The 21,871-nt window shown below is 45.8% G+C and carries 21 protein-coding genes; 12 read left to right on the forward strand and 9 right to left on the reverse strand.

Translation table 11 applies throughout. The features are described from left to right. Positions 1-78: 78 nt before the first annotated feature. From MHH93_RS14095 to MHH93_RS14115, 5 genes are all read left to right on the forward strand, one after another. A complete protein-coding gene (locus MHH93_RS14095; protein WP_017687001.1) occupies positions 79-381 on the forward strand; it encodes an AbrB/MazE/SpoVT family DNA-binding domain-containing protein in 303 nt (100 codons plus the stop codon). Further along, positions 378-713, forward strand: coding sequence for a type II toxin-antitoxin system PemK/MazF family toxin (locus MHH93_RS14100; protein WP_017687002.1), 336 nt, complete (start codon positions 378-380; stop codon positions 711-713). The genes MHH93_RS14095 and MHH93_RS14100 overlap by 4 nt, the downstream gene beginning before the upstream one ends. A gap of 238 nt (positions 714-951) precedes the next feature. Then, on the forward strand, positions 952-4,119 hold the full coding sequence (locus MHH93_RS14105; RefSeq protein ID WP_500054531.1) for a GNAT family N-acetyltransferase: 3,168 nt from the start codon (positions 952-954) through the stop codon (positions 4,117-4,119). Beyond that, positions 4,106-4,984, forward strand: coding sequence for an amidohydrolase family protein (locus MHH93_RS14110; RefSeq protein WP_500054532.1), 879 nt, complete (start codon positions 4,106-4,108; stop codon positions 4,982-4,984). The genes MHH93_RS14105 and MHH93_RS14110 overlap by 14 nt, the downstream gene beginning before the upstream one ends. A 269-nt stretch (positions 4,985-5,253) precedes the next feature. Next, positions 5,254-6,417, forward strand: a complete 1,164-nt coding sequence (locus tag MHH93_RS14115; RefSeq protein ID WP_500054533.1) for an iron-containing alcohol dehydrogenase — start codon at positions 5,254-5,256, stop codon at positions 6,415-6,417. A 131-nt stretch (positions 6,418-6,548) separates the two neighbouring features. Here the strand turns inward: MHH93_RS14115 and MHH93_RS14120 are convergent, their stop codons facing one another. After that, positions 6,549-6,995, reverse strand: a complete 447-nt coding sequence (locus MHH93_RS14120; protein ID WP_500054534.1) for a hypothetical protein — start codon at positions 6,993-6,995, stop codon at positions 6,549-6,551. 28 nt (positions 6,996-7,023) lie between these two features. Continuing rightward, the gene (locus MHH93_RS14125) at positions 7,024-7,440 is read right to left on the reverse strand and encodes a hypothetical protein (protein ID WP_500054535.1); all 417 of its coding nucleotides are present in this window, start codon (positions 7,438-7,440) and stop codon (positions 7,024-7,026) included. A gap of 256 nt (positions 7,441-7,696) precedes the next feature. Between MHH93_RS14125 and MHH93_RS14130 the strand changes: the two genes are divergently transcribed. Continuing rightward, a complete protein-coding gene (locus MHH93_RS14130; RefSeq protein WP_500054536.1) occupies positions 7,697-9,757 on the forward strand; it encodes a methyl-accepting chemotaxis protein in 2,061 nt (686 codons plus the stop codon). A gap of 102 nt (positions 9,758-9,859) precedes the next feature. Here MHH93_RS14130 and MHH93_RS14135 read toward each other — a convergent pair whose 3' ends face one another. From MHH93_RS14135 to MHH93_RS14160, 6 genes are all read right to left on the reverse strand, one after another. Continuing rightward, positions 9,860-10,246 (reverse strand): RidA family protein, encoded by a 387-nt coding sequence (locus MHH93_RS14135; protein ID WP_500054537.1) that lies wholly within the window; start codon positions 10,244-10,246, stop codon positions 9,860-9,862. Positions 10,247-10,266: 20 nt separating this feature from the next. After that, positions 10,267-11,643 (reverse strand): amidase, encoded by a 1,377-nt coding sequence (locus MHH93_RS14140; protein ID WP_500054539.1) that lies wholly within the window; start codon positions 11,641-11,643, stop codon positions 10,267-10,269. Between the two features lie 193 nt (positions 11,644-11,836). After that, positions 11,837-12,865, reverse strand: a complete 1,029-nt coding sequence (locus MHH93_RS14145) for an ABC transporter substrate-binding protein (protein WP_500054540.1) — start codon at positions 12,863-12,865, stop codon at positions 11,837-11,839. A 53-nt stretch (positions 12,866-12,918) separates the two neighbouring features. Further along, positions 12,919-13,785, reverse strand: a complete 867-nt coding sequence (locus MHH93_RS14150; RefSeq protein WP_500054542.1) for an ABC transporter permease — start codon at positions 13,783-13,785, stop codon at positions 12,919-12,921. Further along, complete coding sequence (locus tag MHH93_RS14155; RefSeq protein ID WP_500054543.1) at positions 13,785-14,561, reverse strand: ABC transporter ATP-binding protein; 777 nt, start codon at positions 14,559-14,561, stop codon at positions 13,785-13,787. The genes MHH93_RS14150 and MHH93_RS14155 overlap by 1 nt, the downstream gene beginning before the upstream one ends. 231 nt (positions 14,562-14,792) lie before the next feature. Further along, positions 14,793-16,469 (reverse strand): PucR family transcriptional regulator, encoded by a 1,677-nt coding sequence (locus MHH93_RS14160; RefSeq protein ID WP_500054544.1) that lies wholly within the window; start codon positions 16,467-16,469, stop codon positions 14,793-14,795. 317 nt (positions 16,470-16,786) lie between these two features. Between MHH93_RS14160 and MHH93_RS14165 the strand changes: the two genes are divergently transcribed. The 6 genes from MHH93_RS14165 (at position 16,787) to arr (ending at position 20,270) form a co-directional block, all read left to right on the forward strand. Further along, positions 16,787-17,437 (forward strand): hypothetical protein, encoded by a 651-nt coding sequence (locus MHH93_RS14165; RefSeq protein ID WP_500054545.1) that lies wholly within the window; start codon positions 16,787-16,789, stop codon positions 17,435-17,437. A 235-nt stretch (positions 17,438-17,672) separates the two neighbouring features. Then, positions 17,673-18,158, forward strand: a complete 486-nt coding sequence (locus MHH93_RS14170) for a hypothetical protein (RefSeq protein ID WP_500054546.1) — start codon at positions 17,673-17,675, stop codon at positions 18,156-18,158. A gap of 107 nt (positions 18,159-18,265) precedes the next feature. After that, complete coding sequence (locus tag MHH93_RS14175) at positions 18,266-18,982, forward strand: class I SAM-dependent methyltransferase (protein WP_500054547.1); 717 nt, start codon at positions 18,266-18,268, stop codon at positions 18,980-18,982. A 184-nt stretch (positions 18,983-19,166) separates the two neighbouring features. Continuing rightward, entirely contained in the window at positions 19,167-19,373 is a 207-nt protein-coding gene (locus tag MHH93_RS14180; RefSeq protein WP_500054548.1) for a helix-turn-helix transcriptional regulator, read from the forward strand. Further along, entirely contained in the window at positions 19,374-19,814 is a 441-nt protein-coding gene (locus MHH93_RS14185; RefSeq protein ID WP_500054549.1) for a DUF2178 domain-containing protein, read from the forward strand. Between the two features lie 54 nt (positions 19,815-19,868). After that, positions 19,869-20,270, forward strand: coding sequence for an NAD(+)--rifampin ADP-ribosyltransferase (gene arr, locus MHH93_RS14190; protein WP_500054550.1), 402 nt, complete (start codon positions 19,869-19,871; stop codon positions 20,268-20,270). A 131-nt stretch (positions 20,271-20,401) separates the two neighbouring features. Here arr and MHH93_RS14195 read toward each other — a convergent pair whose 3' ends face one another. Next, positions 20,402-21,823: an MDR family MFS transporter gene (locus MHH93_RS14195; RefSeq protein ID WP_500054551.1), complete on the reverse strand. Its 1,422-nt coding sequence runs from the start codon at positions 21,821-21,823 to the stop codon at positions 20,402-20,404. Positions 21,824-21,871 lie beyond the last annotated feature (48 nt).

Consider the following 21,871-nt stretch of genomic DNA (forward strand, 5'->3'; position numbering starts at 1 on the left):
TATGGTTGAATACAATGTATCCTTTGATTGTTTCATGTATATCATATAGATATACAACTGTAGGGAGGTGAGGTATAATTGGAGCATCAATCAAACGAAAGGCGTGGGATTGCCATGACTACAGCCACACTTAGCAAATGGGGAAATAGCAGTGCAATTCGCATTCCTAACCAATTGCTTAAGCGTCTTAATCTGGAAGAAGGCTCGGAAATCGAGATTTTGGTGACAGAAGATAATGAATTGTTGTTGCGTCCAAAAACCAAGCCTGTAGAGTCCAATGAGGAACTACGTAACCATCTAAAGACGTTGCTCTCTAAAGTGAAACAGGATACAAGACATGAAGAAATAGACTTTGGCACTGAAGGGAACGAGTTACTTTGATTATTCCCAAACGAGGCGATCTGATATGGCTTGACTTTGATCCTCAAGCGGGTCACGAGCAAGCCGGGAGACGACCGGCTATTGTTCTATCGGAACTTGAATTCAATGAAATAACGGGTTTTGCCGTTGTATGTCCCATAACGAGCCAAGCCAAGGATTATCCTTTTGAAGTTACACTACCAGAAGAGCTGCCATTTTCAGGTGTTGTTTTGACGGATCAGTTGAAGAGTCTTGATGTGCGGCAACGACGTATCCAAATTGCGGGGCATGCCGAACCAACCTCTGAATTTATGAAATCAGTTCTACGCAATGTCCGTTCTATATTGGCATAATTGAAAATTAGTAGCTGATCATATTCCTAAATCCACGTCTAACTAAAAGACGTGGATTTTTTCTTTTATGCCTAAATAGATTCGTCCATCCTTGACGCTTCTAACAAGAGCTTCCGAAAGGCACATATAAGTTGGAAAGAAAGATTTTTAATTCTCTGAAAATGTTTCCAATTATAGTATGATAAGACTATCACTAGCTTCTTCACCATCCTATACATACAGAGAAGGAGATCAGAACATGACCGTAACTTCGATTATCGATCAAATTCACATTATTGAGTACGATCCCTCTTATGCTGCCCCACTCGCGGATATGTGGAACCGCAGTAATGAGAGCTGGGGAGGTGGCACCAACCTTAGAACAGAGGAAACGGTTCGCCGCGAGATGGAGAGTTCGTCCAATCTTTACGCATTTCTAGCCGTTCATGAGAAAGAGGTTGTTGGCTTCTGCAGTTTTGCTCATTACCGCTATGATGAGAGAGCCCTATATGTACCGCTGCTTAATGTACGCCCTGACTATCACGGGTACAAGGTCGGACGCAACCTGATCCTGAATGCTGTGCGCAAGACCGTAGAGGCTGGATGGCCCCGCCTGGATCTGTTCACATGGGCAGGCAATACGAAGGCTGTACCGATGTACAAGAAATGCGGATTCTTCTGGGAGAAAAAAGATGACAGTGTGCATCTGATGAATTTCATCCCCACGATCTTGCAGACCGAAGCACTTGCTCCTTATTTCGTGGAGTTGGATTGGTATGCAGACAGCACGCGTGAACTCGTCATCGAGCCGGATGGCAGGGCGGAGCGTGGCTTTGATTTCTTTGACTATACGTGGAAAAAGGGAGAGATCTCCCTGCGGGCTGAGTTTGAAAAGTCGGGTCGCGGGCTGACTGCCCTCGAAACACCGGATTACGAAATCGCTACAGAGGTCGATGATCATGATCTGGTTTTCGGTTCCAGCTATAAGGTTCGCTATCGCATCAAAAACACTTCTGCGTCTGAACTGGCGGTTGAGATCAAGGGTGAGGATAACAAAAATATTCGATTTGCGCTGGACGTTGCACGAGCAGTGGCTCCGGGAGAAACCATCATCGTGGAAGGTGAGTTTCACCTTGATCCGATTACAGAGGAACAGAATAACAATAAGACCCATCCCGTTGTTGCCAGCACATGGTTGATCGGTGGTAAGAAAGCGGAGTTCAGGTTAGGTATTGCAACGAAATTTCCGGCCAAGATCAAGACCGTTTTGCCCGTGAAAGAGCTCTATCCAGGCATCCCGGCGGAGTTAATTCTCAATGTGGAAAATAATGTGGATGCAGAAACGGAGTTCAGCCTGAACCTGCCTGAGGATGAGTTCCTTGAATGGGCGGAGCGTTCGATACGCTTTACGGTGCCTGCCAAAGGCAAATGGTCTGTGCACGTGCCCTTTACCTTACGTTCATATGGTCTCTATTCCCAAGAAGTAGAAGTGACGGCTGTCCCTGTTGGGAAGCATGCGATCTCTTTTACAAGCAAAATTTCTGTCCTGATGAAGGGAATCGAAGGGAAATATGGCGGGCAGATTGAGGATCAATGGGTGGCCGTTAACGGCGCATTCTCCCTTCATATGAGCAAACAAGATAATAATATGTGGATTGAATACCCGGGCTCACGTCATTCGTTCTGGTGGACTTATCCGAAGCTGGGTAAGCCGTTTGCCGAAGAGTTATCCAAGAAACAAGCCAAAGAAGTGAATATCTATCCCGAAGGGGAACGTCAGGTTCTTGAAGCACTGTATGACTCGGAGGATTTCCCGGGCCTGCAGATTAAGTCTGTGGTTAAGCTCTCTGCGAATGGAATCGCCGAATTCTACCACGAGGTGGAAAATACACGAGACACTGCTTGGGAAGAGGACCTGTATCTAATGAATAACTTCGGGTTCTATGGTAACAGGTTAATCCTTCCATATCAGGGGCGTTTCGTGGACATGGGCGATGATTATGCGGGTGATCCGAACCATTGGAATAGCTCACAGATTACGGAGAACTGGCTGTTCTGCAGAGAAGAGTATGGCGCGTGCGGCATCTATTGGGACCCTTCCCTGAAGCTGCTTCGTCCAGAATACACGCTGGGGCTGCAGCATGATCTAGGCCGTTTGGAGCCAGGGGCTGTAGCACGAACCAAGGAAACGGTGTTTGCTCTGAACACGTTTGCCAAGTGGCATGATTTCCGTGCGTTTGCACGGAAACAGCGTAACCCGGTCATTCCATTGCTGGACAGTCATCTGGATCTGACACTCAGTGAGGGGAATTTATTTGCCCCGGATGTGCTGCAAGCAACGTTGACTGAACATAAACTGGTTCCGCTTGCGGGCAAGCTGGAGCTGTATGTGCAGCAGGGTAACGAAACGGAGGTTGTGGCAAAAGCGAAGGAATTCAATCCGGAGCAGAATCTAAACTCCGCCAAGCTGACATTTTCACCAGATGAAGTGGACCGCCACCAGCACGTGAGTGGTTGGAAAGTTCGTGGGGTCTATCGGGGCGAAGATCGGATACAGGAACGAACGTCTCTTTGGTTCCCACAGAGCGGAACAGAGGTGAAGCAAACGCTTGATGAAAGTTCAGCTGGACCTGTGTACTCCGTAGACAATGGCGTATTGTCGATCGCCGTTGCTCCTGAATTCGGAAGTGTAGTACACTCTCTGAAAGTTGCAGGAGAAGAATGGCTGGATAGCTCGTACCCTGAACCGGCTCCACGCTCGTGGTGGAATCCGTGGTACGGCGGACTGGGGGTTGCGATTCCGGGCATGAATGGTTTCAGCCGCCAGTTGGAACAGAGAGTCGCTTCCTGGACAGAGCAGAAGGATCAATACGGTAACGTCTGGAAGGGCATTAAACTGACCACCCGGATTGAGAAGCATGAAGCCAATCGGGGAATCACAATCCAACAGCGTTATCTGATGCTGCCGGGTGTTCCTGTGCTCTGCACGCTGCTTGCCGTGACAAACGAAAGTGGCCTCACGCTAACGAATTATTCACTTGCGGAGGAACGTTTCCTCCAGCCTTCATCTGAATTTGCAGAAGGTTGGATAGAGCAACCGGGTAAAGATCGATTCCCATTAGGCAAGGTAGATGTGGGCCTGCCGCTGGAAGACCTTTTGCGAGTGGGATCGGTTTCGCGTGAGAACATGCTGCATGCGGTCCATCGTTACCCGAATCAGAGTGCATGGGCTTTTGCCAACAATCAGGTGACGGGTCTGCACGTGAATCATCATCTGACACTCCATCACGGGGAGACGGTCTGGACGGAGCCGACCTATCTTGTCCTGGGATCCATCCCGCTGAGTTCAGCGGATGTGCATGACCTTCTGAAACTGAATTTTGCAACTTCTACCGATGAAAAGGAGGCTTCACATGCCGATCATTGATATTCACATTCATCTGTCGGACATCGACAGCTTTCACCGAACAGCAATTGATCTGTCCAAAGTAGATTACTCTGCCGCTGGTCTTAAAGCGGAATTCGATAAAAACGATGTCATTCTGGGCATCGGAATGGGGGTTACGGAGCAGACGAAGGGAGCGTTCCCGGATTCCAGTTCTCCCAACCCGATGGGGCTTGACCTGGAAGAGAAGGTCCCATCATTCCTGATGGAATGCGTGGGGATCAATCCGAATGCTTTAGATGGTAAACATGCTCAGGACGAGCTGGACCGGATTGAAGCTAGACTGCAATCCCCGGAAGTAGCCGGAATCAAACTCTACGCAGGGTACTACCATCACTATGTGTACGACAAAATCTATACCCCGGTTTATGAACTCGCAGCCAAGTACAACTTGCCTGTTGTGATTCATACAGGAGACACATACTCCATGAACGGGTTACTCAAGTATTCGCATCCACTGACGGTGGATGAATTAGCACTTCAGCAGCGCGGTGTGAACTTCATGATTTGTCATCTGGGTGATCCCTGGGTGATGGATGCAGCTGAAGTAGTGGCGAAAAATCCAAACGTGTATGCGGATCTGTCGGGTCTTGTGGTGGGGGATCGGCCTCATTTTGAACGGTTCATGAATGAACCTCTGTTCATGGATCATTTCCGCCGGGCTTTGGTCTATTCGGATCATTACGAGAAAATGCTGTTCGGTACCGACTGGCCGCTTGCGCCTATCGACCTGTATGCCGAATTTGTCCGCCGACTTGTACCGGAGCAGCATCATGATAAGGTGTTCTACGAGAATGCCTTTGGACTATTTCCACGGATTGAACAGCGGATTACCGAGTTGGGTTAAAAGGGAAGTAATGAAACTTTAATATTTGAGAGAATATCATCCGTGTATGTCATTCAAGAAAGCATGCGATGTTCACGCTGAATTCCTGCCGTATAAGCTCCTGCCATTTCGCTGGCAGGAGCTGTTTGGGTTCAGGAGAACAGTATTTAGCCGTGACAGACTCCATACTCATCTTTGAACTCCTTCTTGTATGTATTTGTTTTTACGAATAAAGAGAACTATAATGATGGATGCACAAAATTTCAGACTTTTTTGGAGGAACATACGTAATGAGATCTTTTCAGTTTTATAATCCGACCCGGCTGATTTTTGGCAGAGGGCAACTTCAAGCACTACAGACGGAAGTTCCAAAATACGGAAAGCGTATTTTGCTTGTATATGGTGGTGGAAGCATCAAACGCAGCGGGCTGTACGATCAGGTAATTAGCCAGTTGAATGAAATCGGAGCAGAGGTGACGGAACTCGCTGGTGTGGAACCGAACCCTCGTCTGTCTACGGTTCATAAGGGTGTAGAACTATGCAGAACACATCACATTGATCTGGTTCTTGCGGTTGGCGGCGGCAGTGTACTTGACTGCGGGAAAGCCATCGCAGTAGGAGCCAAATACGATGGAGACATGTGGGATGTTGTTGTGCGCGAAGCAACCCCGGAAGGCGGACTTCCACTGGGTACAATTCTAACGATGGCAGCGACAGGCTCCGAGATGAACAACGGTTCAGTAATAACCAATCAGGACACGCAGGAAAAATGGGCATGGTTCAGCGAGTATTCTTTCCCGGCATTCTCCATTCTTGATCCGGAGTACACATATACCGTACCGCTGGATCAGACTGTATACGGCATGGTGGACATGATGTCTCATGTGTTTGAACATTATTTCCATCTGGATACGAATACACCGGTTCAGCTTGGATTCTGTGAGACGATTCTTCGTACCGTTATTGATACGGCCCCTCGTCTGATTAAAGATCCAGAAAACTATGAACTGCGTGAAACCATTCTCTACTGCGGAACAATGGCGCTTAACGATGTACTGAATATGGGTCTTGCCGGAGACTGGGCTTCTCACAATATTGAACATGCCGTGTCGGCAGTGTATGACATTCCTCATGGGGGAGGCCTTGCTATCCTCTTCCCGCACTGGATGAAGCATAATCTGGATGTGGATGTAGATCGATTCAAACGTATGGCCATTAATGTATTTGATATTAATCCTACTGGAAAGTCGGACAAACAAGTGGCTGAAGAAGGCATTGAAGCGTTGCGTACATTCTGGACTTCAATTGGTGCCCCTAGCCGTCTGGCGGACTATGACATCGACGACAGTCAGATTGATGTGATGGCTGATAAAGCGATGCGATTCGGTCCATTCGGATTCTTCAAAAAATTGCAGCGTGAAGATGTAGTACAAATCTATCAAGCCGCACTGTAATTGTAAATCTTACAATCACTTTGTATAGTGCGTCACATTAAACAAGGACCTTCCTTTAATATTAAGGAACGTCCTTGTTTTTTTATGACATCATATCTTGTACGCTCAACCGTTTTTTCTGGACTTCAATGTTATTTGATCCCCTTTTCGAATGAATCCTTCGTTTCAACTACTGCCTCATTAACAAGGGTGTCCTTTCGTTTCAGATGCAACTTGCTTGGACGGTGCAAGAGCACGATGAGCAGGGCGAAGAGATGAACCAGGGTGAACAGGTTACTCTCATTTGGAATGGCAACGAATAGCGCCAGACTCAGAAACGTCACCGTGAGCTTGAACTTTCTCTTGGTGATGAATATAACAGCGAGCAGGCTGGGACCGATGATAAACAACATCCTGGCTATGATTACGCCAGAGGCGTAAGCCAGATCATTTCCTTTGTATGAGAAGGCAAGATAAGCCTCTATGTTCTGGTTGAAGTCAATGAGGAACACGATAAAAGACACAATCACGTAGATCAGTTTTACACTCAATAAAATACGCACGACATTTAATAGCGTAGGTAATGCTGTTTTTGCCATATCACTTCTCCTATTCTTCTCTTCGAACCTATAACCGCAGATTCTTTTGGTTGTATTCTTCCCGGGAGTTTTCCTGCTTCAGATACATCTTGCTGGGCTTGTGGAGCAACAGGGTAAGCAACATAAAGATGTGCAGCAAGACGAGAAAATTCTGAAAGAACACAACGCCAAAAAATAAGGCTAGGCTCATAAATGTAATCGTTAGTTTATAACTTCGTTTTGAGATAAATACAATAGTCAGAATCGGGGGAACCAGAACCATGAGCACTCGGAGCCCGATACTTGCAAAATAGGCAATCTGATCAGATAGCGGAAACGCGGAGTAATCCGCACTATTACGGAATAGATCTGCAATAAGGAATGTCATGGAAATCCCAATGAAGATGGATTGTACCCCTAATAGAGCACGGATGACATTTAATAAAGTTGGCATTTTCATACTCAATAAGTCGTCCCTCTTCCTGCACGATATGTATTCATATATTATACGATGTTGATGTCATATTTTGTATTAACCCAAAGTCTACATTTTCCAATCGTCAACAGCGGCCTTTGACCTACAATCATCCGTCTCCAAAGAATCAGAAAAATATTTATGCAAGCGTTTTCGATACTGGACGAATATTTAATAACGACCGATATAAAGTTAACCCATATTATATTGGACCCAACAAGAATGAGGATGGATGGTGAATGTGTTCATGTTATTTGCAAAAGCTAGGCAAGGCTTGACCAACATGTCTTTTCGGTTCAAATTACCAATGATGATCAGTATTCTGGTCTGCATCGTACTGGCGGTAACTGCGGTAGTGTGTTATAGCGTAGCGGCAGTCATCACACTGGATAAAAGCAAAGATGAGATCCAGTCGACTTCTGACCGGATTGGTGCGGGACTTTCTACTTCACTGAGTCTGGAAGAACAGTCCACGTTTCTGATCACAACACATCGGACATTCCAAGATTTGCTGGAGATTCGAAATGCAGCAGAGAGCAAAGATAACGAAGCATTTTTCGAGGAAAACAGTGCACTTGTTAATAAAGCCAATGGGATACTGGCCGATAGCTTAGCTGGCATGGAGGGCAACAGTGTTCTAATTCTGGTGGATCGCAACGGGACCGTGGTTGCAGCGAACGATCCGGAATCACTTGGAGGTGAACGGGCAGACCGTGCCTATTTCCAAGAGGCCATCCAGGGACGAAATGTCATTAGCGAAGGGATCATTTCCAAGACGTTGGGCACGTTGGGGACGGTGTTTGCATCTCCAATCTACAATGATAATAAGGAAGTGGAGGGTGTACTTGTCTCTACTGCATCTACGTCTTTCTTCGTGAACCAGCTAGAGAACGTCAAGATTAACGAAGAGGGCAGAGTCATTATTTTGGACCGGATCGGAACGGTCATGTATCATTCGGCAGACGAGAGTCTGGCAGGAAAGCCATTGGAGTCAGGGGAGTATCAGTCTCTGATCGATCTAGCACCAAGTGATACGCTACAACAGGGAGAAGCAAGTACGGACGAGAAGGTGGTATTCTACTCGAAGATTCCGCGTTCGGATTGGACGGTTATTGTTGAGGATACATATACAGATGTGCAAAAGCCGCTGACAAAGATGGCGAATCAAATGTATATTGTGCTGTTCAGTGCTATTGCTGTATCGATCATTGCAGGCATTCTGATCTCGCAACTGGTGACCAGACCGATTAGCCGCATTACGCTGTTGTTCAAACAGTTGGCTGGAGGAGACCTGACCGTTCAGGCACAAGGCAAGTATACCGGAGAATTCAAAGAACTGGCAGACAGCTTCAACACGATGGCCGAAGGGAACAAACAGCTGATCTCCAGCATGAACCATTCCATCGGGGTCCTGAATACAAGTACGACGGAGCTGGATCAGTCTGCACAGCAGACGTCGGCTTCCATTACGGATACAACAGCGACTGCCCTCGAGATCTCACGGGCGATGGAATCACAGGCGAACGACACGGAATCCATTGTGGATAAATTCATGAATGTTGGAAATAAGATTGAGAACGTGAATGAGATGTCACAGTCCGTTATGCTCAAAGCGGATGAAATCACCGACGCATTCAAAAATAATCATGAGGTCATTGATGCACTTATTGCCGTGAATGACCAGAATGAGGCGGAAGTGAGCAACATCTCACAGATTACGGTTCAGCTCGCCGAGAGTTCCGCTGGTATCCATCAGATTACAGGCACGATTGCCGAAATTGCGAATCAGACCAAGTTGCTGGCACTGAATGCTTCCATCGAGGCGGCGCGAGCTGGCGAGCAGGGGCGTGGCTTTGCAGTCGTTGCTTCCGAGATTCGCAAATTGGCTGAGCAGACAACGGCACAATCAGAGGACATCAATCGTATTGTGATGCAGACCATAACACATGTAGAGCAGAACAACCGAAGTGTACAAGCTATTGAGGCGATTGCGGAGCAGCATAAGAGCAGTGTGAGCCAGACGAAGGAAACCTTTAATTTTGTCACCCAAAATATGCAGGACATGATGAAACAGGTACAGGCGATTGCATCCGAGATTGAGTCTATTGAGCGAGATAAGGATGATGTGCTTGGAGCGGCACAGAATCTGTCGGCTTCAGGGGAAGAGGTCTCGGCATCCATTGAGGAAGTTACAACAACCATGCAAGAACAATCGGGTATGTCAGGACATCTGGCAGAGCTGGTGAAGACCATTAACGAATTGACCCAACAACTTGCGGAAGAATCATCCCGCTTCAAAACAGAATAGGAATACGAAAGAAACCCATTCCTCATAAGAGGAACTGGGTTTCTCCGACAATGTGAGCATCTGTACCCATCTAAGGGTGCAGATGCTTTTGTGTGTGATGCGCTACTCTCCCCGAACGGAAGGTGCATACGCCAGCACTTCCATTTCAATTAAATAAGGGCCTAACCCGCTAAATACGGTAATACGGGCGGGATAGGGCTGTTTAATCATTCGCGCATACACTTCGTTGTATTCAGGCTGATCCTCGACTCGGGCCAGATGAGTGGTGGCCTTCACGATATGATCGAGTGTAAGTCCGGCTTCTTGCAGAATCACCTCAATATTACGAATGCACTGCTCAGTCTGTTCCTTAATGCCGCCGATAGGCTCAAGGGTCTGTGGATCAACGCCTACCTGACCTGCGACGTAGACCATATCTCCTGCACGGACAGCATGGGAGAAAGGAAGCGGAAACTTGGGTGCCGCACTTGCATGTATGATAGTAGACATAGTTGTTATCATTCCTTTCCTTAGTGAGTGTGTATGTTGGTTGTTAACTGATGCCAGTTCGTAGCCTGCTGATAATGATGAGCGATGGACAACAAGCGGTCTTCTCGCATGAGTGGACCGGCAAGCTGCATGCCGATAGGTAGTTGCTTCCCTGAGGAAGTATCGAATCCAATGGGAACGGTAATGGATGGGAGACCTGTATTGGTAAATGGTCCGTTGAAAATGGGACTACCCGTCTTGTAGCCATAGGGGGCCACATACGGCGTGGATGGAGTCAATAACACATCCACTTCATCGAAAAGCATCATCATCTCGCTGCGGAATATCGTTCGAATGCGCTGTGCCTGCAAATAATCAACAGCACTCGTTTGAAAGCCGAGTTCAAGCTGCTCCCGCATCGTGTGACCGTAGCGATCGGAGGCTTCCGCAAAGCGTTCCTGATGGAAGGCGGCAGCTTCTGCCCGCATAACCGTACGATGAGCAGCAATGGTCTCTTCCATATAAGAAGGCAGATCAACTTTCTTCCATTGCATGCCCAGCTTCTCAAGTACAGCAAGTGCCGACTCTACCGCTAACAAGATCGCCGGTTCATCGGTTTGGAAGAAGTTGCTCGGCAGGCCGATCACCATTCCCGAAATAGGATGCTCAAGAGCGCTTGTTAAATCTGGCTTGCCATAAGGAAGCGTGAAGGAGTCCAGCACATCATGCCCAGCCATCGCTTCAAGAACGATCGCGTTATCTTGTGCGGATCGAGTGAAGGCGCCGATATGATCCAGGCTCCAACTGGCTGTGATGACACCGTTACGGCTAACCCTGCCATAAGTTGGCTTCATACAGGTTAATCCGTTGTAAGCGGCGGGCCTGAGCAGAGAACCAAAGGTCTGCGTTCCGAGTGTGAAGGAAGCCATGCCAGCTGCTACAGCGGCGGCGGAGCCTGAACTGGAACCGCCTGGGGTGTGCTCCAGATTCCACGGGTTGCGGGTTGGGGGTTCTCCTCCCTGAAAGGCGTATTCCGTCGTTGTTGTCTTGCCGAGCAGGATAGCGCCTGCAGCGTGTAGCTTATCTATCACAGTAGCATTGGTCTCTGGTACGAAGTCAGGATAGGTACTAGATCCGGCCGAGGTGCGTATGCCAGCGGTATGGATGATGTCTTTGGCTCCATAGGGAATGCCATGCAGAGGGCCGAGATAGTTGCCATTCATTAGCTTCCGCTCAGACTCTTTTGCGGCCTGCAAGGCTTGTTCCGCGGTGACCGTAACGAAGGCTTGCACAGCAGGCTCTACATTCTCAATTCGTTTCAAATAGGACTCTGTAAGCTCAACAGGAGATATCGTCTTGTTTTTAATCAATGATGCGGCTTCCGTAATCGTCAGTTCGTTCAGTGGTTTCGTAATCATCTCCGAGGCACGCTCCTATGCGGAGCATTGGGGCCGACTTCTTCTGGCAACTTTAAACCTCGAATCAGCTCCAAGTCGGCTTTAAATACAGCAAGCTCCTCGCTCGTAATAACTCCGTTCGCGTATTTCGCACTTTCCGTGTGGCGGTGTGTGAGATAGTCGTCGTGTTTCATAGTAATCACCCTTTCTCTCTCTATTTGGTGAAGCTTGAATCGATAATGTCCTCGTAAGCGAGGTCTTCCTTCAGATTGCCGATGAAGCGCTGCATATCCATTGCCGTCCCGAAGGCGGATTCATTGATGAGCCCCTCAGCAGGGTATACCTTACTGTCAATCATGCGTTGTACAGCTTGTTCCACGACGTTTTTGTCCAGATTGGGGAACTCCTTCACAGCAACTGCTTTGGCACCTTCAGGATTGGATTGAATGTAGTCCAGGGCTTGCTCGATGGAGGTGACGAAGCGCTGGGTGAGGTCAGGATTCTCCTCAATGAAGTTTGCGGTTGTATTCATCGTTGCAAAGGCAAAGTCAGGATAATCCTTCGTGAAATCATGGACAATGTGCAGCCCCTCAGCAACCCCTTGATCCAGTTGAGGTTCGTAAACGATAGCAATATCGGCTTTGCCGGCTAATACAGCACCAAGCTCGGAGCCATTCTGAACCTCGGTGATCGTCACGTCTTTGTCGATATCAATGTTGTTGTCAGCGAATAGCTTCCGCAGTAAGCTGTTCGAACTTGTGGGTGCCAAACCTACAACAATGGTTTTACCTTTGAAATCCGCTGTTGAGTTCACCGTTACTCCTTCTCTCGCAACGGCCCATACTGGAGCACTGCCCGATAGAAGGACCAGTGAGCGAGCATCGCCGCCCTTGGCATTAGCGAATGCGACATGCTCCGGACCGTGGAAGGAGAACGCAGACTCGCCTGAGATGACCGAAGACAATGCTGTTGGTCCACTTCCGGCAGCACGGATGGAGGATAGCTCAATGCGATTCTCCTTTAAGAATCCTTGGTTATTCGCTACATAGAGCGGAAGGTAGAGCAGATTGTGATACACCTCGGACACCATGATTTTATCCACCTTCGCAGTATCTTGCCCCTCATTACTGGATGTACCTCCGCCACTCGCAGGTGTTGCGGCATTGCTTCCGCATGCGCTGAGCAGTGTGGTCAATATCATCGTCATCGTTGCCAGAAAAGCTATCTTTTTGAATGTACGCATTAGTCACCAGGCCCCTTTAATGGTTGTAGTTAAGTTAGTCGTTGTGGGTCAGCTTAGACAGATGTGGATTTGCTGCTGGTCTTGCTGTCATTCCATGGAAGAAGACGGGATTCGATATAACCGACACAGGTGTAGAGGAGCATCGCGACCAGCATAAGCATGAACACACCGACCCATACAGCAGGAAGGTTGAACAGGTTGCCTTCGACGAATACCATGTGTCCGAGTCCTTTGTCAGAAGAGATGAATTCTCCGCCTACAACAGACACCAGTGCCAAACCGATATTGATTCGGAAGGCTGAGATAATCCATGGCAGAGAGGAGGGAATGATAATTTTGCGGAAAATTTGTGATTTCTTTGCACCGAAGGATTTCATCAGATTAATCTGGGATTCGTCGATCTGATGAGTCGCTTGGTAGGCGGATAATAGCGCTACGATAAACGTTGCGACAGAGGCGAGAGCAATCTTGGAGAAGATGCCTGAACCGAACCAGATGATAATCATGGGAGCGAGAGCAATCTTCGGAATACCGTTCATCGCTACGATGAATGGATCGAGCACACGGGCAACGGACTTGGAATACCACATGAGCAGTCCTGCCAATGAGCCGATTAAGCTTCCGGCTACGAAGCCGATAACGGTGGCATTCACCGTTGCGAACGCGTCTGTAAGCAGTTGTCCTGAGCTAGCCATCGTGATGGCAGCATCAAGAATGGCGCTTGGTGATCCCATGAGGAATCCATTAACCAGTTTCAAGCGAACGGCGGATTCCCAGATCACCAGGATGACCGCAACAATAATGAACCGCCATAGCATCGTTACCAGCCATTCTTTGGAGAAGGTGGACTGTCTGCGTTTGTTCTTCGCAACTCCAGCAGGCTTTCCGGCAAGGGTAATTTCAGGTGATGTGCTCTTCATTAGCTGATCCTCCCCATTTGAATATCAAGCTCTGACCAGATCGATTCAAAATACTGTTTGAACTTCTGGTCGGAACGGGCTTTCAGTGCTGAGCCATATTGCGAGGCGAGGCCAATATCGTAGATCTGTTTTACGGTTGTTGGCCTTTTGCTCATGACAGCAATGCGATCGGAGATGGCGATGGCTTCCTCAATGTCATGTGTGATAAGCACGCCTGTCTTGCCCTCGGATTTCAGGATGGACAAGATTTCATCTTCCAGAATGAGTCGGGTCTGATAATCAAGTGCGGAGAAGGGTTCGTCCAGTAATATAATATCGGGCTGAGTAACGAGGGTGCGTATGAGGGCTACACGTTGGCGCATACCGCCTGATAATGTGGAGGGATAGGCGTCTGCGAATGAAGCCAGGCCATAACGATCCAGATAATCCATGGCAATATCGCCGCGATCCTTTTTGGACATGCCCTTCACTTCCAAGCCTAACGTGACATTGTCCAAGATGCTTCTCCAAGGCAGCAGCAGATCCTTCTGCATCATATAGCCGACATGCCCGGTCGTCTGATCGATCTCTTCGCCACAGACGATAACCTTGCCATTCGTTGGCTTAAGCAGACCTGCGATAATATTGAAGATCGTACTTTTGCCACATCCGCTCGGTCCCACGATACTGAAGAACTCCTGCTTCTTGATTTGCATCGAAACTTCAGCCAGGACCTGAATATCTTCCCCGGTTGCACTGACAAATGATTTGGATACGCCTTGTATTTGGATAGCCATGATAGGTAGCCCCTTTCCTACAGCCTGATGTTTGTTTATTTCTGGGTATAAAATTATGTTAGTTAACATGACATTGATGAATATATTCCTAATGATATAGGCTGAATGGCTAATTGTCATTAGTTACTCTGAACATAAAAATAGAATTGAATCAGTTAAAATGTACAATTGAGGTCGGATTGGGAAAAGAAAAACAAAAGAACATGTCATTATACATGACACGTTCTCCGTTTAAGATGTATGATCAGCTTCGCTAAGGGCTGGATTAACATTCAGCAGCGACTCCAGTGCAAAGGCGAGACGGAAGCGCAGACTCTCCATGGGGTCCTTAATGTTCCGGCCGGTTAGTTTCTCGCATTTTTCCAATCTGTAGATCACTGTATTGCGATGTACAAACAGCTCTTTCGCTGTATCGACGATCTGGCAATGATTCTCATAGAAAGAGGACAAAGTTTTCATAAGCTCGCTGCGCTCGTTTGGATCTCGGCCTTCGAAGGGTTTAAAGGTTTCTTGATGAAACTGTAACATTTCATCGTGGGGAATCATACGCAGCAGGCGACTTATATCCATCGTTTGATAGGAATGGGCGAAGCGGGTCTTTCGCATCTGATAGCCGGATTGAAGCGCCTTGACTGCTTCCTTATAGGAGAGTCCGATATCCAATACATTTGTGTAGGGATTGCCTATTCCGAAGGATAAGCTGAGCTGTGACTCCGTATACAGATTGCTCACGATCCGCTCAAGCTGCTGAATAACGGTGTGTTCTTCCCATGACGATTCGTTCAAAAAGACGAGTATACCGAACTGGTCATTCTTGGTGAACATGACGAAGGAGAGATCCAGTCTGGCGAACTCCTGCTTAATCAACTCGTAATTAGCATCTCGTTCCGAGATGAACCGCTCTTCGGAGGGAGCAACGTTCTGCTTAGGTATGCCTACTAAGGGTTCATCCAGCTTGGCGATGATGAGAACGGAACTTCCTTTTGCCTGCAGCCCGTATTTCTTGCCGCGATGAAGTGCTTCTTGTTCCGAACGAATGAAGCCTTGGATGAGATCGGAGAAATATTCATTTTTGTACCGACGGGAACGCTCTTTGACCGCTTGCTTCTTGGTTAACTCCAGACCAATTACATTGACGGCTTGCTCCAAAGCCAGAGTGGAGAGCTTAGAGCTTGCGGAACTGTCGTATCGTGCGATCAAATAGCCCTCGTGCCGATCCGTGAAGATGGGATGAAACTCGGCATGTCGATATTTCTCAGCGGTAAGCAGACAGATTGAGATTGTGGTATAGAAGGAAGGGTGCTGATCTATAAATGTCAGTAAGGGCGCGGCGAGAGACTGGGCATCCATCTGTTGGGCATAATGGGAGCTGGCCGTAATCTGCTTCTTCGAGCCAAGCAGCAGTACAGGTGAAGATAACAACTGAGACAACGTATCTACGATGGAGGGGATGCCCTTTCCCTGCATAACCATCGAGGAAAATTGTTTGTGAATAGACAAGGCATAGTGGAGCTCATGGGTTTTGTTCTGTAGGATGGCGCTGATTGATTGTTGAAATATCTCACCGAGTGTATTGTCGATCTCCGACAGCTCAATGATCGGGAAGCCCAGCCTGTCGGCTGTCTCAAGCAGTTGCGGAGATAATTCAAGAGAGAAGCGTTGTGTCTTGACCGCAAGCGCTGCACAACCAATTGCATGCATGTCTGTAATGAAGGCAAGATGAGCATCGGGGCGGTCTTTCAGGATGTAACCGTTGGTCAGCAGCATATCTCCTGGCTTCAGGAATTGTACAATATCTGGTGCGTCCATAATATTAATGGATTGCACTGAGCGATCTAGTCCGCGATGTCCGGCAATTATCTTTGCTTTGGAGAGAATGGGGATAGTCAATAACTGTTGCAAATCCATCTTCAACCCACCGCTTTCATCATAGTATGTTATAAAATCTAACATGAAGTGAGGTGATCGTAAAGAAGAGTTTGGACAAAGAGGCTAAAAGAAATCGAGTTTTTAAGCAGATTTTACAAAATATTGCGGTGGACGTGTGTCTTTAGTGTGGAATATGACTCTTGTAGATGAGCTAAGATTCACAACTGCTTAACTTTGTGAGAAAATGGAAATTGAAGGGTGGTGTAGCAATGCCAGCGACCTGGACATGTAATGCAAATAAGAAGAGACATTCTCCCTTATAAGAAAATAATCATAGACTAGGAGATGTTCATATAATGAAAATTTCAGACCGAGTATTAAGACAATATTTAGATCATGTTTACTGGATATGTGGAGGCCCTTGCGGCGGAAAAAGCACGATGACTAATTTGCTTTCTTCAAAATGGAATATGAATTATTATTCTTCAGATGACCACACGTTCGATTATCAAAAAAAGGCTAATCCGCAGGATCATCCCGCCATATTACGACATTTTATTGATTGGGAATGGTTCTTTTTAGGACGAGGGAATGATAGAAGTCACTGGTTAAATTCCGTGTTTGACGAGAGTGTGGAATTTATCATCTTGGATTTGTTACAGATGGGGAAAGAGAAGCCAATCGTAGTAGATACTTTTATGGAACCTGCTTATCTAAGGGAGATCGCTGATCCCAACCGAGTTATTTATATGTTTGCAGAAGATGACCTCATTCGAGCAGATTATTTAGATCGAGATCACCTGAGAGGCATGGAGGGTTTGTTTCCTAATTTATCAGATCCACAACGTGCGCGGGACGAAACATTAAACACAGTGGTTAGAGCATCGAATCATTACCTGCAGCAAGCAGAGCAGTATCAATTAAAATGGTTTATGAGAACATCTCAGTCTAATAAAGAGCAGATGTTATTAGAAGTTGAGAGGCATTTCGGTTTTTCGAGAGACTGAAGGGTCAAATTATATCAGTCGTCGTTACACTTAAGGAATACGATAGCTCAATAAACCACAGAAAGCAGCCGTTTAACCTAATCGGCTGCTTTTGTTCAGGTAACAGGGAGGTTAACTCAATGTCATCTTGCGAATTACAAGTGTAACTTTTGACTATTTAATAGCGTTGTTAATAACGAAAAACTTCTTATAGGTTCTTTAGAATAACTAATAAAAGAATACGAGGGATGAAGTATTGAAGAAAAAGAGACTGTTTTTAACTGTTGTATCATTAGTTTTGATCACAGCGCCCTTAACTGCTTGTGATCCAACAAGTCGAACTCAAGAGAATATGTCTACTCCAAAATCTGTTGTATTATCAAACAAGTCCGAAAGTACAGCCCTGTCTGATTCTTTAAGCGAACAAGAGAGCAACCCCTCTCATTTTATTGCTTCTGAAAGTGCAACGGTACAGCAACTCTTTTCCGTAAATCCGGAATTTGTACACATAAAACTGCTTATGAAGAACAATAGTAGCCATGAAGTCAATGTTAGTTTGACGCACCTAGATACTAGTAAAGTGTATTTCGCTAGGACAATTGCTCCTGGGGAAACCTTAGAGTGGATAAATACTAAAGAAGGTTTCACACAGGGAATGAGTACTGGAGGCTACTTGCTTCAATGGAATGGTGGCGGTTATCGTGTTGATGGGGAAGTTTGGGGATCGTCCGAACGAAGTTGAAAGGTAATACATAAATTAATTAACAATGACTTGTACACTCCAATTGACTACACTATTTCTTATCTGATGAACTATTAAAAATGCTACAGAAAGTGGGAACAACATCTATGATTCCATTAGTATATGACCAGATTAACCATTGGGGAAAAGACGACGAGTTTTTCCTTGCCTTACTAAATAAACTAAAAGTGGAGTCTGTCGTTGACTTAGGCTGTGGAACAGGAAGATGGACGACTCACCTTGTTCAGTACGGTTATAAAATTACAGCTATTGATCCCCATGAAGAAGCAATTGAAGTAGCGAGAATGAAAGATAATTCAGACAAAGTGAATTGGTTGGTAGGAGATAGCTCCAATTTACAAACCAATACCTATGACGCGGTTATTATGACTGCCAATGTTGCACAGGTATTTCTTACTGATGATAGTTGGAAGAAAGTAATCTCAGACGTATTTCGATCTCTAAAAGTCGGCGGTCACTTTATTTTTGATATCAGAAACCCTTTGGTAAAAGTGTGGGAAGAGTGGGAGAAGGACAGGACTCCAGACTTAGCTAAAGATATGCGAAGTGGAGACCCTCTTGAAATCTCTACAGAATATGAAGGGTTTGAGGGAGACATCTATACTTTTTATGAAACTGTGAAAAATACAAAAACAGGCGAAATCCTAGTTCATGAAAAAATGCAGATCAGATTTCGAAATCAAGAAGAATTGGATGAGTCGCTGAAACAAACAGCATTTTCAAAAATTGAAACATATGGCGATTGGGATTTCAAACACGCAAATTCTAAAAGTCGATCCTTTATTTTTCACTGTGTAAAATAGAGACATTAGATTGCAACATAATAGCGCTCCTTAAATGTCAGAAAGCAGCTGATCCATGTGATCAGCTGCTTTTTTTCAAAATGTAGGGCAAGTTAATTTATATGAAATGCAAAGTGAACTTGACACAAAATGCAAAGTGAACTATGCTAAAAATGCAAAGTAAACATTGCAAGGACGTGATTACATGAAGACAAGAATTGCAGAACTGCGTAAGCAGCATAAATTGTCACAGGAAGAGTTGGGACAAATTGTTGGTGTTACCCGGCAAACCATCACTTCTCTAGAAAGGGGAAAGTATACGGCTTCCCTTATTCTTGCTTACAAAATTTCTAATTTTTTTGGACTCGCTATTGAAGATGTTTTTGATTTCAGCGAAGTGGAGGATATATAAGTGGACAAGTTCAAGATTAAAGTAGAAACTCGCAAAAACGTACTGTCACTGGTAGCTGTTGCTATGATATTGATCTATGTAGGACTTATATTTTACAGAGGTGGACTACCCGCTCTGCCTAGTTTTATAAAAGGATTTCATACAGGAGCTTTTATCGGGGTTGAAGTGGTCATCACTTATTTTGTGGTCAGGTATATAAAAGCCAGCAAAAGTGAAGCCGAGCTGAAGAAGCAGTTTATTGAGGAGAATGACGAACGGAGTGTTACAATACTCCAGAGTGCCAGCACACTGAGCGTAGCAATCATTCTTATTAGTCTGGGCATTGCCTCCGTGATCGCCGGTTTCTTCAATCCCATGATATTTTACACCTTACTAACTTGTTTATTATTTGTTTTAATCGTATTTTTGGCACTGTGGATGTATTATGCGAGAAAAATCTAAGGGCAGGTTCATGATAAAATAGAGCATCTTACTAAATGTGGAGGTGGTGGCGAGATGGCTGAAATTCTTGACAAAGGTCCTTTTTATCATGGGACACGAGCAGATTTGCAGATTGGTGACTTGCTCACAGCTGGCTTTCGCTCTAATTACAATCCGGATGTTGTGATGAATCATATTTATTTTACAGCTTTGCGTGATGGGGCTGGGTTAGCTGCTGAGTTGGCAAAAGGCGGTGGTGAACCGCGCGTGTATCTCGTTGAGCCGACAGGCGAATGGGAAAATGACCCAAATGTGACGGATAAGAAATTTCCAGGTAATCCGACGCGATCATATCGCAGCAATGCCCCACTAAAAATTGTTGGCGAAGTGAAAGATTGGGTGCGACAAACGCCTGAACAACTCGCAGTTTGGCATAAACGCTTGGCGAAAATAGATAAAGGCCAGATTCTAAATTAGTTTAATTTAAATGATCAGCATCTATTAAATACTATATTTGATGGTGATGCCGGCATGGAACTAACGGGAAACGATAGCTAAATAAAAACACGAAAGTAGCTGATCGAACGCGATCAGCTACTTTTATTTAACTAACGGGCAGTTCTAGACACTCTTTTATTCGTAAGGAAGAGACTTGGGATGAAGATTGCCGCTAGAGCAATAGTGGATAATAAAAACGCGGAATGATACCCCTCTAAATTATTTACAATAGTTGGATGCAATCCGTGTAGGGTGGCTGCAATGACGGTTGCGATAACAGCTGAACCAAAGCTTGAGCCCAAGTTCTCTATAATATTAATCCCAACACCTGCTTCAGGAAGTTGTTTGCTTTCAAGTCCTGTATATGCATCACTTGTCAAAGGAAGACTGATTCCCCCAACACTGGCACCGCGGATGAACAATATAATGGAGATCCAAGTCATACTTGTTGTATCGGTGATATAGATAAGCGGAACTGACCCGACAAGTGAAACTACCAAGCTGACCATAACCACGTATTTCGCCCCGATCTTGTCAATCATTATGCCTATCAAAGGTCTGGTCACAAGCATCCCAACCCCTTGAGGAATTAATGCAAGGGCTGCTTCCGTCGCCGTGAAATGACGGAAGTTCTGAAAGTACAAGGGAAGAATCAACATAGGCCCCATGATAGCGGCATTTGTCAAGAATAACCCGATGCTGGAGGCTGCGAAGCTTTTATGTGCGAATAAATTCAATGGCAGCACGGTTTGATTTTTTCTTACGAGATTATATACGAAATAGATGACGGCTAAAACGAGACCAACGCCAACCCAAAACATAGTTTCGCTATTGTTAAATGAAGCATGTTCCGCGGCTTTCGTAATTCCATATATCAATACCGCACTCATTAAGGACAAATCGATAATCCCAAATAGATCGAGTCTACTATCTTTGTTGAACGGTTCAAAATTCGGCACCTTTTTCATCATTAGCGGAGCAGCAATCAAAACGATGAATACGTTTATGAAGAAAATCCACCGCCAGGATGCCCCTTGAATAATGAATCCCCCAAGAACAGGTCCTAAGATGGGACCAAGGATCATTGGGGTACTGACAATTGCCATCACTCTGCCCAAGTTTTCTTGTCCTGCTGTTTTGACTAAAAGGGTGAACATTAGCGTGGTAATTACTCCGGCGCTAAAACCTTGAAGCAAACGGAAAAAGATGAAGCTGGAGATGTCCCAGCTAAGTCCTACTAAAACAGAAATTACACCAAAAGCAATCATGGCCCCGACGAAAATTTTCTTACCGTTAAATTTGTTCATAAGCCAGCCGGATATGGGAACTGCAACAGCAAGAGCTAAAACATAACCAGTAATAGCCCATTGAATGATATCCAATGTTGTGTTGAAGTCCTTTGTCAGTTTGTTGATGGCGATATTCACCATTGTGGAGTCAAGCATAGGAGCAATAGCTCCAAGTGCAATAGCCCAGGCAGCCATAAGGATTTCTTTGGGCAAACCTGTTTTTTTTACTTTATTTTCTGACATTTGGTATTCTCCTCTTTGAAAGTCAAAGTGTATTTAGTTTCCTTGTCA

Source organism: Priestia sp. FSL H7-0729 (assembly GCF_038005685.1).
Classification (GTDB): Bacteria; Bacillota; Bacilli; order Paenibacillales; family Paenibacillaceae; genus Paenibacillus.